Here is a 19,585-nt window from a genome sequence, read left to right on the forward strand (position 1 = left end):
GGTCATCAAGACCGTCGCCCGCGACGCCTACGGCTTCCGAAACCCCGAGAATCAGCGGCTACGCACCCGCACCGCGACCACCCGACGCCACCGCGGACACCTCAACCCCGCTTAAGTTCGATGAGCCTCCATGAACCACCATGCGCTACGACCGCGCCCGCAAGAACGTCGACCGCCACCCCAACCACATCCTCGCCGCCTACATGGTTTCCGGAACATAGCCGGCACTCCCGGCTCGGCCGATGACAGCGCGCCGGATCTCGCTGCGGGAATCTCCTTGCAGGCCGAACGTCTAGAACGAATGATCCGTGCCGTGTCGATCGTAGGTATGGATGCCGAAACTCCGCCCGGCCGGGTCGTCGTCGTCATCGATGTGATTCGGGCTTTCACCACGGCTGCGGTTGCCTTCGAGCGTGGCGTGACCGAGATAGCCTGCGCGCCGTCGGTCGAGGTTGGCCGAGCTCTCCACCGGCTCCTCCCCGACCGCCTTCTGGTCGGGGAGACCAACGGCCTCAAGCCCGTGGATTTCAACGTCGGGAACTCGCCGTTCGAGATGTCGGCAGCGCGGCTTGACGGCCAGCGCCTGATTCAGGCGACATCGAACGGCACGCTCGGGCTTGCCCGGTGTCCGGACCCGACGGCGCTGCTCGCGGTGTCAGCGAGGAATGTCGGTGCCACCGCCCGCTGGATCGCGAGCAACCACGCCGAGACTCCGCGCACCCTCATCTGCACCGGGAGGACCGCCGAGGACTGGGCCTGTGCGACGTACCTGAGCGGCCTTCTCAACGGGTCAGCGCCGCGACGGGCAGACCTGATCGCTGGCATCATGAGCGGCGCCGCCGAGCATGCTCGTTGCTATGCACAGCTACCCGCGTCCGAACGTGTTGATCTTTCCAACGACCTCCGCTTCTGCTGCGACGTCGACCGGGCCGAATTCGCCATGGTCGGCGACGTCCGCAAAGATCACGTTGTCCTCGCGAAGGTGCCGTGCTGAAATGGCCTGTCTTCCAGTCCGTCATCGGTCACGTCGGCCGGAAGTGCCGATGGCCAGGGCGGGAGCTGGCGCACCTGAGTTGGCTAACGGTGCCGCGCTCGTGCGGCCCGCGTCGCGTTCACCTGCGGTGATGCCTGCAGGTGGGGCTGTTTCACGCACTAACCGAATGAGTCAACTGGGTCTGACCGGCCAGCCGTCTGGCGGCCTCAGAGCCGCAGCAGCCCCGCGGCGAGCGACTCACGCAATCCAGCGGGCGGCTCCTGGTAGCCCTCGTCCCACAGCGCACCGGGAAATCCGCCGGCCGCAAACGCAGTGTTGAGATCGTCGACGAACCAGATCGCGGGCCCCACCTTCCCGTCGATTCCGGGGCCGGGCAGGTCGATGCCGTAGGGCGCGTCGCCGCTGATGTTCGCCTTGTGGAGCTCGTCGGGCGCGTAGTCGAGCTGGAACGGGATGCCAGCGTCCCGGCGCGCGGTGTCCCTGAGGTACGCGGCGTGCTCGGCCTCGTAGTAGGAGCGCGAGCCGCCCCGCTCGGCCCACTCGAGCTGCACCACCAACGGGTCCGCGAGCACGCTGGCCGGCCAACCCGGCAATTCCCCGACGAGCCACACATCGCCCACCTGCCGGATCCACGCGCTGACCGTCATCGGGAACGGCGCGAACGTCACCTCCAGCCAGTCGGCCAACGCGGGCGCGCCCGGCGACGGGGGAACGTGGGCGCGACACGGCGTCCCCTCGTCGTCGTTCTCCTCCGCACGGAAGCCCCGCGCCTGCAGCCGCTCAACAAGCATCTCGACGTTCCTGCGGGCACGGTCGGCGAACTCGCGCGCCACCGCCTCGGCGTCCTCCCGGTACGGGGCGTCGAAGACCCGTAGGCCAAGACCGCGCAGATCGCGCCATACGTCGTCGGGATCACCGGACACGTACCGCGCGTGGAAGCTCGCCACGGCCACCATCCTTGCAGAGCCACCAGCGTCGGTGGCGAGGTCTCGGTTGCCGACTCAGCTGGCGATCCGCAACGTCATCAAGCCGCCGCGGCTGCTGCGCTCGGCGACCATCGCGATCAATGGCACGACACAGACCTTCGCCCCGCCATCCCCGCCGAAAAGCAGGCCATCCTCGAGGATCCACGCCCGCAAGGTCACGCACTAACTCGACTTGACTCACGGTTGGCCGGGTGTGGGCGTGTGTGGTGCCAGGACACCAGCCGCGCCGGCGAGCCGCGGGCCAGGCCGTCGCGTCGCCCTCGGCTTCCGCACCGTCAGATCGATCAGCGGCGCACCCGATAGCGCAGGTGAAGCACCCGGTTGCCGTGAATCACCACGTCAGGATCCTCCAGCAGGTGCTGCGCGTGGACCGGCCCGAAGTAGCGCTTGCCGGACCCGAACACCACGGGTACGACGTCCATGCGCACCTCGTCGACCAGACCCGCGGCAAGCACCTGGCCACCGACGTCGCCAGCGGCGACCTCGACCATCCGGTCACCCGCAAGCTCCTGTGCTCTGGCCACGGCTGCCTCGACGCCGTCGACGAAGTGAAACGGCGCCTCGGGGTGCCAGCCCTCGGGCCTGCCCCGGTGGGTCACGACGACGACGTGGTCGATCCCGCCCGGCGGCTTCCCGTCCCAGCCGTCCGTCAGGTCGAAGACGTGGCGGCCGACGACTGTCACCCCGATCTGGTCCCAGTACGGCCGGGTGTAGTCGTAGGACGTCTGCGACACCTTCACCTCGCCGCTGGAGTCCAACGGGACGTCACCGTTGACCAACCAGTCGAACAGCGGTCCGGGCTGGTCGTTCTCGTCCGCGATGAAGCCGTCCACCGACACCGAGCTGTACATGACCACCTTGCCCACGAGGCTCTCCTCTGCTCTGGGGTGCCCCCAAATTAGCGGGTCGTGAGCTGCCGCTCTTGTAAGAAATCAATCGGCCGGCAGCGGCCAGCCGTCCAGCACGTGACCGGGATGTTCGCGCAGGAACCGCCGCCGGACTTCGACGTACCGGGTCGGCGTGAGCCCGGTGAACGCCCGGAACTCGTGGCCGAAGTGGGCCTGGTCGAAGTAGCCTGCGCCACCGGCGAGTTCGCCCCAGTCGATCGGTCCGGCGGGGTTGATCGCGAACACGGTGGCGGTGAAGCGGTAGGTACGGGCCAGCCGCTTCGGCGTGACGCCGATGAGCTCCTTGAACCGCTGGGCCAGATGAGTGCCGCTGACACCGGCTGCCACGCTCAGGTCGCCGATCGCCACCGCCCCGCTGGTCGCCGCGATGACGCTGCTCGTATGGCGGACCAGCCCCAGGCCGGCGGTCTCGCACAGCCGTCGCATCAGCTCCTCCTCGAGCAGCGTCAGCATCTCGTGCGGTCCGTCCGCCGTGGCCAGCCGGTCTCGCAGCTCGGCGATGGCGGGCCGGCCCCAGACCTGCTCCACCGTCACCGGCCGGTCACACAGCTCGGCCGCGGGCATCGGCAGAAACGGCGCCAGCCCCCACGGCTTGACGTGCGCGCCGACGGACTGGGTCCGGAGTGGATAGCTGAACTCCCACGCGCGGGTGGGCATGGTGACCACGCAGCCGTCGGCGTACTCGGCCGTCTCGATGTCGGTGCCGGCGCGGATGCGGAACGGCGCCCCGAGGTTGACGATGAGCAACGCCGACGGCGCGGGCGGCAGCGTCAGCCGGGCGTACGGCGGCGCACCCTCCAGGTAGTAAAGGTCGTCGATCAGCCCGTCCAGCGGCGGTCGCGGCACTCTGGACACGTACTCCACGCCCACAGCATCGCAGACGCCCCTGGGCTGGGCAGTGGAGCAAGTTCCATCCCGCCACGCCACCGAGGACGGCCCGGATCTGGTGCCGCGGTCGTGCGGGCGCGTCGGCTCTCTTGACCGCCAACCTGTTGCTTTACTAAGGTACTAGCAAAGCAGTAAAGGGCTACCGTGTTCATCTTCCGGCTCGACACCCACTCCGGCGTACCGCCGTACCTGCAACTCGTCCAGCAGGTCCGCCAGGCGGTGCTGCTGGGCTTTCTCCAACCCGGTGACCGCCTCCCGCTCATCCGCGAGGTGGTCGAGGACCTGGCGATCAATCCGAACACCGTCGCCAAGGCGTACCGGCAGATGGAGCAGGAGAACCTGGTCACCGGCCGGCCCGGCCAGGGCACGTTCGTCAACGAACAGCAGTCGGCCGTGATGCCGGCATCGACGTACACGTCGCTGCGCCGCGGCCTGGCGACCTGGCTGCGCCGCGCCTACGCGGCCGGCCTCGACGAGCAGGCGGTCAACGCGCTCTTTACTTCCGTCCACCAGCAGACGAGGAATGAGAACGTGGCGTGACAGCGACCGAGTTCGCGCTGCGCACCGACGGTGTGGGCAAGCGGTACCGGAAGGGCTGGGCGCTGCGCGACTGCACCCTGGCCCTGCCGGCGGGCGGCGTGATCGCCCTGGTCGGGCCGAACGGCGCGGGCAAGACCACGCTGCTGCGCCTGGTCGTCGGGTTGCTGGCACCGAGCACCGGCACGGTGGAGGTCCTCGGCCACGACGTCACCGCCAGCACCCCGCAAACGCTGTCCCGGATCGGGTTCCTGGCCCAGGACCACCCGCTGTACAAGCGCTTCACCGTCGCCGAGATGCTCCATTTCGGCCGGGCTTGCAACCTGCGGTTCGACCAGGGACTAGCCGCAGGCCGGCTGGCGAAGCTGGGCATCCCGCTCGACCGCAGGGTCGGTACGCTCTCCGGCGGGCAGCAGGCCCAGGTCGCGTTGGCTCTGGCCCTGGCGAAGCGGCCGGACCTGCTTGTCCTCGACGAGCCGGTGGCCAGCCTCGACCCGCTGGCCCGGCACGAGTTCCTGCAGGTCCTCATGGGCGCGGTGGCCGAAGGCGGGGTGACCGTCCTGTTCTCCTCCCACGTCGTGCACGAGCTGGAGCGCGTCTGCGACCACCTGGTCGTGCTCAACAACGGCCGGGTCACGCTCACCGGTGACATCGACACCCTCCTCGCCGAGCACCGGCTGCTCGTCGGCCCGCGCACGGCCACCGACCTCGACCGGGCCGGCGCCGTCGTGGAGGCCGTCCACAGCGACCGGCACACGACCCTGCTGGTACGCGACGGCGCGATCCCGGCCGCGCCTGGGTGGCAGGCCCAGCCGGTCGCGCTGGAGGACCTGGTGCTGGCGTACCTGCGCCGGCCGTCCGAGCCGAGCGCCGCGGTCACGTCGGGGGTGGCGGTGTGACGTGGTTGATCTGGCGCCAGCACCGGACCGAGGTCTGCGTCCTGGGTCTGCTCGTCGGCATGTTCGGCATTGCCCTGCTCGTGCTCGGGACGCAGGCCCACGACCTGTTCCCCGGTGGTCCCGCCCGGTGTGCGGGAGAGGCCGGTATCAACGAGGCCTGCACGGCCTCCTTCCGCCGGCTCGACGAGGAGTACGGGTACATCGAGAACCTCCTGGCGGCCTTCTATCTGGTCCCCGTCGTCATCGGTGCGTTCCTCGGTGCGCCACTGCTCGCGCGCGAACTGGAGGACGGCACCTGGCAGCTCGCCTGGACGCAGGCCGTGCCGCGGATGCGCTGGTTGGCGGCCAAGCTCGCGGCACTGGCCGGCGTCACCGTCACGCTCACCGGGATGTTCACCGCGGTGCTCACCTGGTTCCGTCAGCCATTCGACGCGTGGGAAGGGCGGTTCCAGTACGACGCCTTCGACCTGGAGGGACTTGTTCCGGTGGCGTACGCGCTGTTCGCGTTCGGCGTCGCCACCGCCGCCGGGGCGATCCTGCGGCGCAGCCTGCCCGCGTTCGGCGTCGCGTTCGCGGCGTTCCTCGCCGCCCGGATGCCGGTGGCGCTGTTGGCCCGTCCCGCGTACGCCACGCCGCTCACCACCATGGAGCCGGTCCCCGTCGGCGGCTCGAAGGACCAGGCGGGGCACCGGCCCGTGCCCAGCAACGCTTCCTGGACGATCGAACACGGCTACGCAGACGCCATCGGGCGCAGGCTGAGCTGGACCGAGTACTACGAGCTGGAGGCCGCCGCCAACCGGGCCGGCACCAACCTCAACCAGTTCCTGCACGCGCGGGGCATCCAGCAGTTCAAGATCTACCACCCGGCCGACCGGTTCTGGACGTTCCAGCTCATCGAGGCGGCCCTGTTCGTCGCCGTCGCGGCGGTCCTGATCGGTGTGGTGGTGTGGCGGGTACGGCGCCGTACGATCTAGTGCCCTGACCACGAACGTTCACGGTGTTGGTTGACACGCTGTTCGGCTTGTCGGCCGGGCGGCGGTCGACGTTCACGCCGGGTGGATGGCAGAACTGGGCTTCCCCTGGGGGTCTGGACACCAGGTTATGCCGCGATCGGAAGCTGCCTTGCCGCAGGATCTCTTTCTCGACCTGCAGTCAGCGGCGGCCGACGAAGACGTGGGGTACACCAGGCTGAACCATTACGCACAAGAACAGTCATTATGATGCGCAGCCGATTTGTCCTTGTTGTCCGCTCCGATTGTCGGATTGCTGTTACCGATAATCCGATAATGGGCGCCACAGTCGCTAGCACGCGCCGGCGGGCGGTTGGCGGGTGATCGGGCCCGCGGCCGGGTCACCCTCGCGGGCCGCTGGCCAGGAGCGCCGTCAGCGGTGGTCGTTCTCCTTCAGTTCGATCACCCAGGCGCGCCGCTCGGCGATCCTTCCGTCGCGCATCACGAACACCTCGGCCATCGACATCCGCATCTCCTCGCCGGTGTCGCGCCGCACCGAACCGACGAGCTCCGCCATGACCGTGTCGCCCTGCTCGACCATGCGGACCACCTCCAGCCGGGGCGGCGGCACGAACCCGGGCCCCTCGATCGCGGCGTCGTACGCCTCCTTGCCCTTCAGGTGGAAGGCGCCGAAGACCGTCCACTCGATGTCGTCGGTCAGGCAGGACAGGATCTGCGCGTGGTCGTTCTTCCGGAAGCCGTCCAGGTAGGTCTCGACGGTCTCGGTGTTGCGCGACATGGGCGGTCTCCCCTCGCTGGGTCTGCCCGGGACGGCAGACCCAGCGACGCTATCCGCCGGGTGTGACGGAGGCGGGGAGGTCAGACCCGGCTCGGTGTGGCGTCCTTGACGAACACGATCCCGTCGATGCTCGCCAGGTGGGCCGGGTTCAGCGGGGCGTAGCCGAACCAGGGGGAAACCCGGGCAGCGGGCATCGCGTCGGCGACGGTGGCGGCCAGTCGGCCGGCGTCGACGAGGTACCGGTCCTCCGGTAGCGCGTAGAGCAGCCCTTCGACGGTGTCCGGCGGTGGGGTCTGCACACCGTGGTGGGGGATCGTGCCGAGCGCCGTGGCCAGGAAGGCGTACTCGTCGCCCAGGTGGGCGTCGACGATCGCGCCGGCGCTCCACCATTCCTGCGGCCGGCCGCCCATCCGCATGCTGCTCTTGTCCCGCTGGAGATGCCCGTTGTGGGCGTTCACCAGCGTCGGACCCCGTTCGGCGAGGGCGAGCAGGTTGGCGGCCATCATCGAGTCCCGCACGTACAGCAGCCGCGCCAGGCGGCTCGGTGACGGGTCGGCCATCCAGAAGTGGTAGCGCAGCAGCCCGGTGGCGGTACGGCCGTACAGGCGGGCCCGGTCCCACTCGTCCGGGGTGGACGTCGTGATCAGGTGTGGCGTCTGCGCGTCGAGCAGGGCCACCAGGTCGTCGGCGAGCAACCGCAGCTGCCTGGCCTCGGGCGTCTGCCCCACCGATCGGGACGGGTCCATCATGGCGGCGGGCTCGGTCCACCGGTCGTCGGCGCCGAGCAGGTGGTCGAGTGTCGCCGCGGTGCAGGGAAGCAGGTCCGCGTCCACCCGGGCGGCGAGGTAGGCGTGCAGCGCGGTGAGGGCCTGCCGAGGGCTCGCCGCGGCGGTGATCTCCAGCGGGCCGTCGAACCCGGCGAAGCGCAGCCGCTCGGACGCGGGCCGCCCCTCGTTGTACTCGCGCATCCAGCGCACCAGCTCGCGGTTGGCCGGGAAGGCGCCCCACTCGTGGCTGAAGCCGTGCTCCATGACGTCGTCGAGGGTGCCGCTGCCCGAGGTGACGTGGTCGTCCACGAGCAGGGCCATCAGGCAGTCGATCTCCATTGCGATGGTCCGGTAGCCCTGCTGCTCGACGAGTTGCCGGAAGAGGTCGTTACGCAGGTCGAGCAACGCGTCCTCGCCGTGGGTGGGCTCGCCCAGGGCGAGCAGCCGCGGCCGGGCCGGAAGGAGCCGCATGACGGTGACGGCGTCGACGGCATGGGCGATGTCCTTGATACCAACACTCATATCCTGAACCGTATCGTTGAACCTCCGGTGGAGACTTTTCGTCGACCACAGCAGCTTGGGGCGCCCGAAACCTTCAAAGCCGGGGGAAGCTCAGGCGAGCTGCCGGGGCGACGACAGGTGGTGATCCGGCGGTGCGGTGCCGAACGGGGCAAGCAGGCCGGGCAGCGTCCGCTCGGCCAGGTCGACCGCGTCGCCGGCGGCGAGGTCGACCGCCGCGTACCGGCCGTGGCCGGCGGCCGTGGCGGCGATCAGCGTGGCCAGGCCGAGCCGGCGTTGCAGCAGGCTCTGCCGGACCCGCCAGCCGATCACCGCGCCGCCGCGCACCGCCGCCGTGGACCGGCTGACCAGCCCCGAGCGGACCACCAGGTAGCCGCCGACCGTGGCGTGCCCGAGCGCCCGGTACGCCACCAGCGCGGCCCCCGCCAGCAGCGACGCCGACGCGGGCCCGGCCAGCCACAACCGGGGCAGGTCGAGGACGGCGCCCAGCCCGGCGAGCGCCCCGGTGAGCGCCGCCCCGACCAGCGCCGCCCAGCCGAGCCGGCGGCGCAGGGCGGCCCGCGGATGCCGGACCAGCGGCGCCTCGAACGGGTTCGGGTCGGCGTCGAGCACCGCGGCGGCCACCGAGCGGGCCACCCGGACCGGACCGCGGGGCAGGACGGTGGTGGCCGGAGTCATGCTCCACATCGTCAGGCCGGTGGAGATGACGTTGGTGTCCGCCGTGCCCATCCAGCGCCACAGCACCGGTTCGGAGATCTCCACGCCGCGCAGCCGGTCGTCGTCCCGGTCGACCTCGCGGGTCTTGAACAACCCCTGGGTGGTACGCAGCACGCTGCCGGCCGCCGTGGTCACCCGGGTCAGCCGGAAGTCCCAGAACTCGGCGACGAACGCCACCGCCATGCCGGCCACCCCGAGCACACCCGCGGCGGCGACGGCGACCACGACGGACCGGCCGACCCCGAGCGCGCGCCAGTCCAGCAGCCCGGCGACCGCGCCGGCGGCGTCGAACCCGAACGACCCGGCCGTCCAGTACGCGCCCCAGAGCAGGCCGGCCGCCATCACGAACGCCCAGCCGTTGACCACGTTGTGCACCAGCCAGGACCAGCGGATGCGGGCGAGGAGCCGGGCGTCGCCGGTGACCGCTCCCCCGCTCCGGGCCGACCCGGCATCGCCGCCCGCCCCCGCACGCTCGCCCGCCGGCGCGTCCGGGTGGCCGCCGAGCAGGTCCCGGCGCAGCCGTTCGGCGGTGCGGACGGAGACCGCGTCCAGCCGCAGCGCCGCCTCCCCTTCGCTGCCGGGCAGCCCGGCGCCGACCGTCACCACCCGCAGCCCGGCCAGCCGGTGCCGCAGCAGCGCCGTCGCGGTCACGCTGCGGATCCGGTCCCGCCGCACCGACCGGTGGGTCCGCACCAGCAGGCCGGTGCGCAGCTCGACCCGCTCCCCGGTCACCCGGTACCGGGTCTTCGCCCAGCGGAGCAGGTCGTGCCCGGCCCGGGCGAGGCCGACCGCGGCGACCGCGAGCACCGGCCAGAGCGTGGACAGCCGGGCCTCGACCCGGAACACCCCCACCGCCAGGCCGGTCGGCGCGAGCGACAGCAGGCTGCGGACCACGTCCACCCACACCATCCGCACGTCCAGCCGGCGCCACCCGCTCATGTCGCGTCCCCCGGCGTCCGCCGCACCAGCTCGGTGAGCTGTGCCGCGGTACGCGCGGCCACCTCCGCGTCCAACCCCACCAGCCGTACCGGGCCGTGCGCGGAGGCGGTCGTCACGGTCACCGTGGCCAGCCCGAACAGCTGCTGCAACGGCCCGCGTACCCGGTCGACGGTCTGGATCCGGGACATCGGGGCGACCCGCCACTCCCGCACGAACCACCCGGCGGACGCGTACACCGCCTCGGTGGTGGCCTCCCACCGGTGCACCGCGTACCGCCAGGACGGCACCACCGCCGCGTACCCGGCCGCCACCACCACCGCCACGACCAGCGCCGCACCCGACCACTGCCGGGTCGACCCGGCCACCGTGTACACCGCCGCCAGCGCGGCCAGCACCGGAGCCGCGCCGAGCACCGCGCGCACCGTCCACCACCCGACCGCCCGGGTCCGCGACTGGGTGGTGGACGCGTCGCTGTTCGCGGCGGCGGCGCTGGTCGGGCTGTCGGTGTGGAGCGAGGACCCGCCCTACTACGCCGAGGCGGTCCCGGCCTGGATGCTCGCCGCCGACCCGTGGGTCGGCGCTGCCGCGTGCCTGGCCCTGTGGTGGCGGCGCCGCTTCCCGATGGCGCTGGCCGTCGCGCTGGTGCCGGCGCTGTACGTGGCCGGCACCGCGGTGGGCGCCACGATGGTGGCGGTGCTGACCGTGGCGGTGCGCCGGGACTGGCTGCCCGCCTCCCTGGCCACCGCCGGCTACCTGGTGCCGGCGGTGATCTTCGGGGCGGTGCACCCCGCCCCCGGCACCGGCGTGTTCGCCTCCGTGGCGATCGTCGGCATGATGTACCTGGTGCCGCTCGGCTGGGGCATGGCCACCCGGGCCCGCCGGCAGCTCATCGCCAGCCTGCGCCGTGACGCCGAGCGGGAGCGGCAGGAGCACCGCCGCCGGCTCGCCGACGCCCGGCGCGGCGAGCGGGAACGCATCGCCCGGGAAATGCACGACGTGCTGGCGCACCGGATCTCGCTGCTGTCGGTGCACGCGGGCGGCCTGGCGTACCGCACGGCGCAGGCCGAGGCGGGCGTCGGGCGGCCACTGGAGGCCGCCGAGATCGGCCAGGCGGTCGAGGTGATCCGGGACGCGGCCGTGCGGGCGTTGGACGAGCTGGGCGAGGTCCTCGCGGTGCTGCGCACCGACGGCGGCGACGGCCGGGAACGGGTGGCGCCGCAGCCGCGGCTGGCCGACATCCCCCGGCTGGTGGCCGAGGCCCGGGCCGCCGGGCAGCGGGTGAGCTTTGAGATGGAGTGCGCCCCGGGCGCCGCCGAGGCGTTGCGCCCGGCCACCCAGCGCACCGTCTACCGCACCGTCCAGGAGGGACTGACCAACGCCCGCAAGCACGCGCCGGGCGTGCACGTCGCGGTCCGGGTGGACGCCGGCCCGGACACCGGCGTGGTCGCGTCGGTCAGCAATCCCCTGCCGGGTACGCCCACCGGCGAGCTGCCCGGCGCGGGAGCGGGACTGACCGGCCTCGCCGAGCGGGTGGCCCTGGACGGGGGCACCATCGAGCACGGCGTCGCCGACGGGTCGTTCCGGCTGACCACCCGGCTATCCTGGCCGACGTGACAGCGGACCGGATCCGTGTCCTGCTCGTTGACGACGACGCGCTGGTGCGTACCGGGCTGCGCCTGATGCTCGGCGGCGCCCCGGACCTGGACGTGGTCGGTGAGGCCGCCGACGGCGCGGACGTCGCCGACGCGGTGGCCCGGCTGCGGCCGGACGTGGTGCTGATGGACGTCCGCATGCCGGTGCTGGACGGGATCGCGGCGACCCGGAACCTCGGTGCCCGCGGCGGACACCGGCCAGCGGTCATCGTGCTGACCACCTTCGACGCCGACGCCACCGTGCTGGAGGCGCTGCGGGCCGGCGCGGCCGGGTTCCTGGTCAAGCACACGCCGCCGGAGCGGATCGTCGACGCCGTGCACCGGGCCGCCGCCGGGGAGCCGGTGCTCTCGCCCACGGTGGCGCGCGCCCTGATCGACCGGGTCGCCGCCGGTGCCGACCCGGTCGACGAACGGCGTCGCCGCGCCCGGGAGCGGTTCGCCCTGCTCACCGAACGCGAGCAGCAGGTGGCGCGGGCGGTGGCGGAAGGTCTGTCCAACGCCGACATCGCCGGCCGGCTGTTCCTCTCGGTGGGCAGCGTGAAGGCGCACATCTCCAGTGCGTTGACCCGGCTGGACATGACCAACCGGATCCAGTTGGCGCTGCTGGCCCACGACGCGGGCGACGACTGACGGCTCCGGCCGTACGGCTGAGGATCTTTCCCGGTTGTACCGGGCGGTCATCGCTGGCACCGTCGGGGGATGCCGATGACCGGGGCCGACGTGCAGCGCGCGGTGGCCGTGATGACCGCCGTCCTGAACCCGTACGACGAGCGGGACTGGCGGGTGCCCGCCGGCGACCTGACCTGGAGCTGCTGGACCACGGCCGCGCACGTGGCGCACGACCTGCTGGGCTACGCCGGCCAGGTGGCGGGCCGGCCGGAGGCCGGCTACCTGCCGTTCGACCTCGTCGTGGCGCCCACCGCCACGCCCCGGGAGGTGCTTCGGGTGGTCACCGCGTGCGGCGTGCTGCTGCGGGCGGCGGTCGACGCCGCCTTGCCGGAGAGCCGGGCCTGGCACTACGGGCCGTGTGACCCGCCGGGGTTCGCGGCCATGGGCGTGGCCGAGACGCTGCTGCACACCTACGACATCACCCGCGGGCTGGGGGTGCCGTGGCAGCCGCCGGACGACCTCAGCGCCGCGGTGCTCGGCCGGCTGTTCCCGGACGCCCCGGACGGGCCCCCGGCGGCGGTGCTGCTCTGGCTCACCGGGCGGGGTGAGCTGCCGGGACGGCCCCGGCGGACGTCCTGGACCTGGCGGGCCGCGCTGGACTGATCCCCACCAGCACGGGCGGGGCTACGCGGTCCGGCGGCGCCAGGGCAGCCACCAACCGCGGCGGGTACGCCGGGCGGCGGCCGGTGCGGACGCCGGCGCGGCGGGCGTGGTGGCGGCCGGTCGACGCTCCGCACGCCAGCGGCGGACCACGTCGTCGGCGTTCACCGGGCGGATCACCACCCGCGGCCCCTCCGGGTAGCGCAGCCAGGCGATGATCTCGGCGTTCAGGTCGGCCACGTACCCCCGCACCGCCTCCTCGGTCGGCAGGTCCCGCACCTCGTCGGGCACCCGTTCGACCTTGCGGCGCAGTTGCAGCGGGGTGGGCAGCAGCAGGTCGCTGGGGAGCGCCTCCCGCTCCAGGAAGCTCTTGATCCACCAGGACTCGTCGTAGGGCAGGTTGCGGCCGGGGATCGGTTTGCCCATGCCGGGCAGGTTGTCGAACTCGCCCCGCTCCTGGGCGGATCGGATCTGCGCCTCGACGCTCGCTTCCCAGCCGTTCACCCGCCACCTCCCGCAGCCCACCGTATCGCGGTCGTCGGAGGGCGCAGCGTATCGGGCGGGGCCGGCATTCCCGGCACCGTCAGGCCGGTGACCCGGCCCACCGGGCGTGCCGGTGCCCGTCGCGCGGGAACGGCGGCCGGGCCGGCAGCACCTCCTGGAACCGGTAGCCGGTCTTCTCCGCCACCCGGCACGAGGCCGGGTTGTCCACCTGGTGCAGCAGGTCCAGCCGGGTCAGACCGGCGGCGGCGAACCGGTCGAACGCCCACCGGGTCACCGCCTCCAGGGCGCGCGGGGCGATCCCCCGCCCCCGGGCAACGGCGGCCGTCCAGTAGCCGACCTCGGCGTGTTCCCGCCCCGGCGCAAGCTGCTTGACCACCACGTTGGCCACCAGCCGGTCGCCGTCGGGCAGCGGCTCCAGCACCGCGAAGGTGCACCGGTGGCCGCTGTCCCAACCCTCCTGGACGTCGGCGAGCCACCGGCGCGCCTCGGCGTGGCTGGTCACCGGGACCGTCGTCCACCGGCGCAGCACCGCGTCCCGGTAGACGTCGACCAGCGCGTCGGCGTCCTCGGCACGCCAGGGACGCAGGACGAGTTCGGGTGCGGCGGGGGACGCCGGCGCGTGGAGCATGATCGTCACCGGCCCAGTCTGCCCACCGGCACCCGGGGCGGCCGGCCCGGGGGCACCCGCCCGGTTCCGCACCCGGTGACCCGGTTCAAGCCACCGGACCCCAGGTGGCTCTCGGCCGACCGGTCGGTGCGGGCATAGGGTCGATCGGGCGAACGGGGGGTCTGATGATGGTCGGTACGGGTGCGGTGGTAGGTATCGGGCTGGTCGCGCTGGGGCTGGTGCTCACGCCCGGGCCGAACATGGTGTACCTGGTGTCCCGTTCGGTGACCCAGGGCCGCCGGGCCGGGTTGATCTCGTTGCTCGGCGTCGCCGCCGGCTTCGCGGTCTACCTCGCCGCCGCGGTGGCGGGCCTGGCCACGATCTTCGTCCTGGTGCCGGCGCTGTACACGGCGGTGAAGCTGGCCGGCGCGGCGTACCTGTTCTGGCTGGCCTGGCGCACGCTGCGCCCCGGTGGACGGTCGCCGTTCAACCCGGCGCCGCTGCCGCCGGACCGGCCCCGGCGGCTGTTCACCATGGGGCTGGTCACCAACCTGCTCAACCCGAAGATCGCGATCCTCTACGTGTCGCTGCTGCCGCAGTTCGTCGACCCGCAGCGGGGACACGTCGCGGCGCAGAGCCTGCTGCTCGGCCTGACCCAGATCACCGTCGCGCTGACCGTGAACGCGCTGATCGTGCTCGGCGCCGGCACGCTCGCCGGGTTCTTCGCCCGCCGGCCGCTGTGGCTGCGGATCCAGCGCTGGGTGATGGGCACCGTGCTGGGCGGCCTGGCGGTACGGATCGCCGCCGACCGGTCCCGGGCCGCGGTCGCCACGCCCTGACCCGGATCGTCGCCGCCGACCGGTCCGGGCCGTCGTCGCCACGCCACCCACCCGGGTCGCCGCCGACCGGTCCCGAGCCCGCGGTGGCCACGTCCCGAGCCGACCGGCCGGTGGGGTCAGCGGGCGGCGTCGTGGTGCCGGCGGACCATGCCGGCGGCCAGCGGCGCGGCGTCCAGGTCGCCGGCCGCGATCCGGGCGGCCACGGTCCGGCGTACGACCCGGTCGGCCAGGCCGGGCGCGTGCCGGGCGAGCGCCAGCTCCAGCCGTCCCCGGCGGGTGGTGGCCACGTCCCGGGGGGCGCGGCGGGCGGTGGCGGCGCGCTGGATGGCCCGGACCACCCCCTGCACCGGCTCCGGGCGGGACACCCCCCGCAGCGACAGCCCGGCCTCGGCGGTGCTGTCGTGGATCGGTGAGGCCACCATGCTCGGGTAGACGACGCTCACCCCGACGTGGGTGCCGACCTCGTGGCGCAGCGCGTCGGCGTACGCGACCAGGGCTCGCTTGCTGACCCCGTAGGCGGCGGCCAGCGGCAGCGGCAGCACGGCCATCCGGCTGGCCACGAAGATCACCCGGCCGCGCGCGGCGACCAGGTCGGGCAGCGCCGCGGCGGTGGTCCGCCAGGCGGCCAGCAGGTTCACCTCGAGCTGCTGACGCACCACCGCGTCGGGTGGCAGTTCGGCCGGGGCCGGCCCGCCGACGCCGGCGTTGTTGACCAGCAGGTCCAGGCCGCCGAGCCGGTCGACGGCGGCGCGTACCGCCGGCGGCACGGCGGCCGGGTCGGTCAGGTCGCAGCGCAGCACCGGGACGTCGGCCTCCGGCGAGCCGTGCAGGTCGAGCCCGACCACCCGGGCGCCGGCGGCGGTCAGTGCGGCGCCGAGGTGCCGCCCGAAGGTGCCGTCCGCCCCGGTGACCAGCACCCGCCGGCCGGCCAGCCGGCTCACGGCCGGGCTCCCGGGCGCGCCGCGGTGGCGGTGGAGCGGGCCCGGCGGGCGCCGGCGGCCAGTTCCCGACCCAGCTCGCTGAGGTACGCGTCGAAGTCCACCCGCATCGCCGGCCGGCGCTGGCCCCACCGGGCGGTCGCCGCCCGCAGCTCGGCCCGGCAGGCGGCCCGTTGGGTCTGCGGGTCGGGCAGCGCGTACCGGCCGGCGAGGTGCCCGGCGACGAGCCGGGCCTGCGCCTCGACCAGCGGGAACGCCGCCCCGGTGGACTGCATCAGGCCGACGAAGAGCAGACCGGGCGCGTCGGGGTGGAACACGTGCCGGTACAGCGGCAGGGTCTCCGCGCCCTCGCCGAGCAGCGCCGGGTCGAGGAACGGGATCTCCACCCGGTAGCCGGTGCACCAGACGACGAGGTCGATCTCGTCGCTGCGGCCGTCGGTGAACTGCACCCGGTCGCCGTCGAAGCGGGCGATGCCGGGGCGGGCCTCGATGTCGCCGTGGGTCAGCCGGGACAGCAGCCCGTCGGAGAGGGTGGGATGGTCCTGCAGGAAGCCGTGGGTCGGGGCGGGCAGGCCGTACCGGGTGGGCGGGCCGACGGTGGCGGTGAGGGTCAGCTGGCTGATCCGTTGCCGCAGCCGCCATGGCAGCCGCCGGGCCAGCGCCCCGTTGAGGGTGTCCGACGGGCGGCCGAGCAGGTACTTCGGCACCACCCAGACGCCCCGGCGCAGCGACAGCAGGGTGCGGGCGGCCGCGTACGAGGCGTCGACGGCGATGTCCATCGCCGAGTTGCCGCCCCCGACGACCAGCACCCGCCGGCCGGCGAGCTGCTCCGGCCCCCGGTAGTCGTGGCTGTGCCACTGCTCGGCCGTGCAGGTGCCGGGGTAGCCGGGGCTGGGCGGCTTGGGCACCCGGTTGTGGCCGTTGGCGACCACCACCGCCGCGACCGTGACGGCCACCGGCCCGTCCGGCCCGGTGGCGTGCACCGTCCAGGTGCCGCCCGGGTCCTGCACGACGCGCTCGACGGTGTGCCGCAGCCGGACGGCGTCGAGTAGCCCGAACCGGTGCGCGTAGTCGGCGAGGTATCCGGCGATGCGGGTGTGGTCGGGGTAGTCCGGCCAGTCCTCGGGCATCGGGTGGTCGGCGAACTCGGTGCGCCGCCGGCTGGTGTTCAGGTGCAGGGTGCGGTACGCGGGCGACCCGGGCGCCCCGTACACCCAGAGGCCGCCGACCTGGTCGGCGGCCTCGAAGCAGACCGCCGGCACGCCGACGTCGGCGAGGGCCTTGAGGCTCGCCAGCCCGGCCGCCCCGGCGCCGATCACCGCCACTGTCGGCTGCCCGCCCATACCCGCCTCCCGACGTTAATCCAACGACTGATGGATAATGGCCGGGTCGCGGTCCCCCGTCAAGAGCCGGCCGGGCCGTACAGGCCGTCCAGGAACCGGTGCACGAACATCCGGAACTCCCTCCGCTCCCGGGCCCCGGACGGGGCCGCCGCCAGGGCCACCACGTGCCCGTGCACCGCCCAGACCAGGCTGCGCACGGTGATGTGCGGGGTCGGCTCGACCAGCGCGCCGGCCGCCGCGGCGGCGGTGAGCAGCTCGGCCACCAGCCGGTACAGCGGCGCGGCGTACCGCTCGTCGAGCTCGGCGTGCCGGTGCGGCTCCAGCCAGCGGCGCAGCCACAGCGCGGTGGTCTCCGGCCGGTCCTCCAGGAAGTCGACGAAGACGTCGACCAGGTCGTGCAGGGCCCGCCGGGCCGCCTCCGGCCCGGCCGGCAACGCCGTGCGGGCCCGCTCGGCCGCCGCCTCCAACACCTGACGCTCGGCGGCGAAGACCCGGGCGAAGCAGGCGTCGTAGAGCTGCGCCTTGGTGCCCGTGTGGTGCGAGACGGTCGCCACGTCGACGCCGGCGGCCGCCGCCACGTCGCGCAGCCCGACGGCGTCGAACCCCCGCTCGGCGAAGAGCCGGGTGGCCACGGTGAGCACCAGCTCGCGGGTCGGTCGGGTCTCGTCCCGCCGGGGCCGGCCCGGGCGGCGTCGGGGCATGGTCATGGCCGCCATTCTGCCCCTACAATCCAGCATCCGTTGGATTGGCGCGGGCGTGGGCCCGGACAGGAGGCGGCGATGACCGGGCTCGACCACCAGCCGGCCACCGGTGAGGGGACCACGCTGCCGCGCGGGCCGCTGGCCGGCTTCGCCACCGGCTCACTCGGCATGGGCGTCTGGGTGACCGTCCCCGGCCTGCTGCTGCTCTACTTCCTGACCGACGTGCTGGCCGTGGCGCCCTGGCTGGCCGGCCTGGCGCTGCTGCTGCCGAAGGTCGCCGACGTGCTGCTGCACCCGTGGATCGGGCACCGCTGCGACGTCGAACAGGCCCGCCGCGGCGACCGGCGCCGGCTGCTGCTGATCGGCTGCGCGCTGCCGGTCGCGTTCGCCGGGCTCTTCGCGGTGCCCGGCGGGCTGACCGGCGCCCCGGCCGCCGCCTGGGTGGCGGTCGCCTTCGTCGCCGGCAACCTGCTCTTCGCCGCGTACCAGGTGCCCTACCTGGCCACCCCCGCCGACCTGCGGATCGGCTACCACGAGCGCACCCGGCTGATGGCCTTCCGGATGGTCGTGCTCACCCTCGGCATCCTGGTGTCCGGGCTGCTGGCGCCGCTGCTGGCCGGCGGCGACGCGGCCACCCGCGACGGCTACCAGCGGATGGGGCTGCTGCTCGCGGTCGGGATGCTCGCCGCCATGCTGGTCGGGGTGGCCGGCATCGGCCGGCTGCGCCGGGTCGCCGCGGCGTCGGCGCCGGCGCACGAGGGCGGCTGGCGGGCGCTGGGCGCGGCGCTGCGGGACCGGCAGTTCCGCTGGCTGGTCGCCGCGTACCTGGCCATGTCCACCACCACCCACCTAGTCCTCGCCGGCGTGCCCTACTACGCCGAGTACGAGCTGGGGCGGGCCGGGCTGACCACCGTGCTGGTCGCCGCGTTCGTGGCGCCGGCGCTGCTGGTCACCCCGGCCTGGCTGGCGGTGGCCCGCCGGGTCGGCAAGCAGCGGGCGTTGCTCGCAGCGCAGGGCGCCTTCGCCGCCGGCTCGCTGGTGCTCGCGGTGGGTCGCCCGGCCGGGCTGCCGCTGCTGGTCGGCGCGGTGGCGGTGCTCGGCGTCGCGTTCGCTGGCATGCAGTTGCTGCCGTTCTCCATGGTCCCGGACGTGATCCGGGCCGGCACCGGGGTGGGCGCGGGCACCTACACGGGTGTCTGGACGGCCACCGAGGCCACCGGCGCGGCGCTCGGCCCGTACCTCTACGCCCTGTGCCTGGCCGGTGGCGGCTTCGTCGCGTCCGTCGCCGGCGAGACGGTGGTCCAGCCGGACTCGGCGCTGACCGCCGTCCGCTACGGCTTCGGCCTGCTGCCCGCCGCGGCGATGCTCGCCGCGATGCTGCTGCAACGCCGCTACACCCTGGACCGGGTCGCCCGCGCCGAGAGCTGACCGGCCGCCCCCGGCGTGGCCACGGCGGCCGGCGCGGGGCCGCCGGTCGGCGCGGCACTAGACTTCGCCCTCGATGGACGCCCAGCCCACCCCCGTCGAGACCCGTCCCTGCGCGCACTGTGGACGCCCGGTGCCCCAGCGCGCCGGCGCGGGCCGGCCGTTCCGCTACTGCCGGGACAACGACGGCGCCTGCCAGCGGGCCTCGCGCAACAACCGGATGCGGCACCGCAACGCGCCCGGCCTGCCCGGCCAGGTGGCCCGCACCTGGGAGGCGGTGGACCGGCTCGACCAGATCGTGCAGACGCTCAGCGAGGCGCTGCACGCCGAGCTGTCCCCGGTCGGGGTGGAACGCCAACTGGCCGAGACGCGCGCCGAGGCGGCCGCCCAGGTGGCCGCCGCAC

22 protein-coding genes and 1 pseudogene are annotated in these 19,585 nt (G+C 73.6%); 10 read left to right on the top strand and 13 right to left on the bottom strand.

Annotation, left to right across the window (positions count from 1 at the left end):
* Positions 1 to 313 precede the first annotated feature (313 nt).
* Positions 314 to 994, top strand: coding sequence for a 2-phosphosulfolactate phosphatase (locus tag DLJ47_RS07905; RefSeq protein WP_158289798.1), 681 nt, complete (start codon positions 314 to 316; stop codon positions 992 to 994).
* 206 nt (positions 995 to 1,200) lie between these two features.
* On the opposite strand, the gene DLJ47_RS35655 is transcribed toward DLJ47_RS07905, so the two are convergent.
* The 4 genes from DLJ47_RS35655 to DLJ47_RS07920 form a co-directional block, all read right to left on the bottom strand.
* A complete protein-coding gene (locus tag DLJ47_RS35655) occupies positions 1,201 to 1,941 on the bottom strand; it encodes a hypothetical protein (RefSeq protein ID WP_158289799.1) in 741 nt (246 codons plus the stop codon).
* A gap of 54 nt (positions 1,942 to 1,995) precedes the next feature.
* Complete coding sequence (locus DLJ47_RS35660) at positions 1,996 to 2,139, bottom strand: hypothetical protein (protein WP_158289800.1); 144 nt, start codon at positions 2,137 to 2,139, stop codon at positions 1,996 to 1,998.
* 125 nt (positions 2,140 to 2,264) lie between these two features.
* Positions 2,265 to 2,846 (bottom strand): dihydrofolate reductase family protein, encoded by a 582-nt coding sequence (locus tag DLJ47_RS07915; RefSeq protein ID WP_109899408.1) that lies wholly within the window; start codon positions 2,844 to 2,846, stop codon positions 2,265 to 2,267.
* Between the two features lie 66 nt (positions 2,847 to 2,912).
* On the bottom strand, positions 2,913 to 3,752 hold the full coding sequence (locus DLJ47_RS07920) for a helix-turn-helix domain-containing protein (protein ID WP_233257711.1): 840 nt from the start codon (positions 3,750 to 3,752) through the stop codon (positions 2,913 to 2,915).
* Between the two features lie 168 nt (positions 3,753 to 3,920).
* Between DLJ47_RS07920 and DLJ47_RS07925 the strand changes: the two genes are divergently transcribed.
* From DLJ47_RS07925 to DLJ47_RS07935, 3 genes are read left to right on the top strand one after another with little or no spacing between them, the layout of a single operon-like run.
* Positions 3,921 to 4,316, top strand: a complete 396-nt coding sequence (locus DLJ47_RS07925) for a GntR family transcriptional regulator (RefSeq protein ID WP_109899410.1) — start codon at positions 3,921 to 3,923, stop codon at positions 4,314 to 4,316.
* Entirely contained in the window at positions 4,313 to 5,212 is a 900-nt protein-coding gene (locus DLJ47_RS07930) for an ABC transporter ATP-binding protein (RefSeq protein ID WP_109899411.1), read from the top strand. The genes DLJ47_RS07925 and DLJ47_RS07930 overlap by 4 nt, the downstream gene beginning before the upstream one ends.
* The gene (locus DLJ47_RS07935) at positions 5,209 to 6,186 is read left to right on the top strand and encodes an ABC transporter permease subunit (protein WP_109899412.1); all 978 of its coding nucleotides are present in this window, start codon (positions 5,209 to 5,211) and stop codon (positions 6,184 to 6,186) included. The genes DLJ47_RS07930 and DLJ47_RS07935 overlap by 4 nt, the downstream gene beginning before the upstream one ends.
* Before the next feature lie 409 nt (positions 6,187 to 6,595).
* Here the strand turns inward: DLJ47_RS07935 and DLJ47_RS07940 are convergent, their stop codons facing one another.
* From DLJ47_RS07940 to DLJ47_RS07955, 4 genes are all read right to left on the bottom strand, one after another.
* Positions 6,596 to 6,961, bottom strand: a complete 366-nt coding sequence (locus tag DLJ47_RS07940; RefSeq protein ID WP_109899413.1) for a nuclear transport factor 2 family protein — start codon at positions 6,959 to 6,961, stop codon at positions 6,596 to 6,598.
* An 80-nt stretch (positions 6,962 to 7,041) separates the two neighbouring features.
* On the bottom strand, positions 7,042 to 8,250 hold the full coding sequence (locus DLJ47_RS07945; protein ID WP_109899414.1) for an erythromycin esterase family protein: 1,209 nt from the start codon (positions 8,248 to 8,250) through the stop codon (positions 7,042 to 7,044).
* A gap of 90 nt (positions 8,251 to 8,340) precedes the next feature.
* Positions 8,341 to 9,903: a PH domain-containing protein gene (locus tag DLJ47_RS07950; RefSeq protein ID WP_109899415.1), complete on the bottom strand. Its 1,563-nt coding sequence runs from the start codon at positions 9,901 to 9,903 to the stop codon at positions 8,341 to 8,343.
* Entirely contained in the window at positions 9,900 to 10,316 is a 417-nt protein-coding gene (locus tag DLJ47_RS07955; RefSeq protein ID WP_233257712.1) for a PH domain-containing protein, read from the bottom strand. Before DLJ47_RS07955 ends, DLJ47_RS07950 begins: the two co-directional genes overlap by 4 nt.
* On the opposite strand from DLJ47_RS07955, the gene DLJ47_RS07960 reads away from it, so the two are divergent.
* From DLJ47_RS07960 to DLJ47_RS07970, 3 genes are all read left to right on the top strand, one after another.
* On the top strand, positions 10,270 to 11,517 hold the full coding sequence (locus DLJ47_RS07960; protein WP_109899422.1) for a sensor histidine kinase: 1,248 nt from the start codon (positions 10,270 to 10,272) through the stop codon (positions 11,515 to 11,517). The two genes, DLJ47_RS07955 and DLJ47_RS07960, sit on opposite strands and share 47 nt — an antisense overlap.
* Positions 11,514 to 12,185: a response regulator gene (locus tag DLJ47_RS07965; RefSeq protein WP_233257713.1), complete on the top strand. Its 672-nt coding sequence runs from the start codon at positions 11,514 to 11,516 to the stop codon at positions 12,183 to 12,185. Before DLJ47_RS07960 ends, DLJ47_RS07965 begins: the two co-directional genes overlap by 4 nt.
* Before the next feature lie 75 nt (positions 12,186 to 12,260).
* Complete coding sequence (locus tag DLJ47_RS07970; protein WP_109899423.1) at positions 12,261 to 12,827, top strand: maleylpyruvate isomerase N-terminal domain-containing protein; 567 nt, start codon at positions 12,261 to 12,263, stop codon at positions 12,825 to 12,827.
* A 21-nt stretch (positions 12,828 to 12,848) separates the two neighbouring features.
* Here the strand turns inward: DLJ47_RS07970 and DLJ47_RS07975 are convergent, their stop codons facing one another.
* Positions 12,849 to 13,328, bottom strand: a complete 480-nt coding sequence (locus DLJ47_RS07975; RefSeq protein WP_109899416.1) for a DnaJ family domain-containing protein — start codon at positions 13,326 to 13,328, stop codon at positions 12,849 to 12,851.
* A gap of 79 nt (positions 13,329 to 13,407) precedes the next feature.
* A complete protein-coding gene (locus tag DLJ47_RS07980) occupies positions 13,408 to 13,956 on the bottom strand; it encodes a GNAT family N-acetyltransferase (protein ID WP_233257715.1) in 549 nt (182 codons plus the stop codon).
* A gap of 167 nt (positions 13,957 to 14,123) precedes the next feature.
* On the opposite strand from DLJ47_RS07980, the gene DLJ47_RS07985 reads away from it, so the two are divergent.
* Positions 14,124 to 14,774, top strand: a complete 651-nt coding sequence (locus tag DLJ47_RS07985; protein WP_088997663.1) for a LysE family translocator — start codon at positions 14,124 to 14,126, stop codon at positions 14,772 to 14,774.
* Positions 14,775 to 14,890: 116 nt separating this feature from the next.
* Here the strand turns inward: DLJ47_RS07985 and DLJ47_RS07990 are convergent, their stop codons facing one another.
* Genes DLJ47_RS07990 through DLJ47_RS08000 form a run of 3 tightly spaced genes read right to left on the bottom strand, consistent with a single transcriptional unit; the run spans position 14,891 to position 17,756 of the window.
* A complete protein-coding gene (locus tag DLJ47_RS07990; protein ID WP_109899418.1) occupies positions 14,891 to 15,715 on the bottom strand; it encodes an SDR family NAD(P)-dependent oxidoreductase in 825 nt (274 codons plus the stop codon).
* Positions 15,712 to 17,055 (bottom strand): flavin-containing monooxygenase, encoded by a 1,344-nt coding sequence (locus tag DLJ47_RS07995; protein ID WP_109899419.1) that lies wholly within the window; start codon positions 17,053 to 17,055, stop codon positions 15,712 to 15,714. The genes DLJ47_RS07990 and DLJ47_RS07995 overlap by 4 nt, the downstream gene beginning before the upstream one ends.
* A 59-nt stretch (positions 17,056 to 17,114) precedes the next feature.
* Positions 17,115 to 17,756 carry a TetR/AcrR family transcriptional regulator gene (locus tag DLJ47_RS08000; RefSeq protein ID WP_109899424.1) on the bottom strand — a complete coding sequence of 214 codons (642 nt, stop codon included), beginning with the start codon at positions 17,754 to 17,756 and terminating at the stop codon, positions 17,115 to 17,117.
* Positions 17,757 to 17,834: 78 nt separating this feature from the next.
* Between DLJ47_RS08000 and DLJ47_RS08005 the strand changes: the two genes are divergently transcribed.
* Both DLJ47_RS08005 and DLJ47_RS08010 read left to right on the top strand, forming a co-directional pair.
* Positions 17,835 to 19,184 carry an MFS transporter gene (locus tag DLJ47_RS08005; RefSeq protein WP_109899420.1) on the top strand — a complete coding sequence of 450 codons (1,350 nt, stop codon included), beginning with the start codon at positions 17,835 to 17,837 and terminating at the stop codon, positions 19,182 to 19,184.
* A gap of 73 nt (positions 19,185 to 19,257) precedes the next feature.
* Positions 19,258 to 19,585 (top strand): annotated as a pseudogene (locus tag DLJ47_RS08010) (hypothetical protein); the annotation flags it as partial.

The sequence above is a fragment of the Micromonospora sp. S4605 genome, from assembly GCF_003176715.1.
Lineage (GTDB): Bacteria > Actinomycetota > Actinomycetes > Mycobacteriales > Micromonosporaceae > Micromonospora > Micromonospora echinaurantiaca.

Bases quoted from the DNA above. Each gene is read 5' to 3' on its own strand.
- DLJ47_RS07940 (WP_109899413.1), bottom strand. From the start codon at position 6,961: ATGTCGCGCAACACCGAGACCGTCGAGACCTACCTGGACGGCTTCCGG.
- DLJ47_RS07980 (WP_233257715.1), bottom strand. From the start codon at position 13,956: ATGCTCCACGCGCCGGCGTCCCCCGCCGCACCCGAACTCGTCCTGCGT.
- DLJ47_RS07945 (WP_109899414.1), bottom strand. From the start codon at position 8,250: ATGAGTGTTGGTATCAAGGACATCGCCCATGCCGTCGACGCCGTCACC.
- DLJ47_RS08005 (WP_109899420.1), top strand. From the start codon at position 17,835: ATGACCGGGCTCGACCACCAGCCGGCCACCGGTGAGGGGACCACGCTG.
- DLJ47_RS07970 (WP_109899423.1), top strand. From the start codon at position 12,261: ATGACCGGGGCCGACGTGCAGCGCGCGGTGGCCGTGATGACCGCCGTC.
- DLJ47_RS07950 (WP_109899415.1), bottom strand. From the start codon at position 9,903: ATGAGCGGGTGGCGCCGGCTGGACGTGCGGATGGTGTGGGTGGACGTG.
- DLJ47_RS07985 (WP_088997663.1), top strand. From the start codon at position 14,124: ATGGTCGGTACGGGTGCGGTGGTAGGTATCGGGCTGGTCGCGCTGGGG.
- DLJ47_RS07995 (WP_109899419.1), bottom strand. From the start codon at position 17,055: ATGGGCGGGCAGCCGACAGTGGCGGTGATCGGCGCCGGGGCGGCCGGG.
- DLJ47_RS08000 (WP_109899424.1), bottom strand. From the start codon at position 17,756: ATGCCCCGACGCCGCCCGGGCCGGCCCCGGCGGGACGAGACCCGACCG.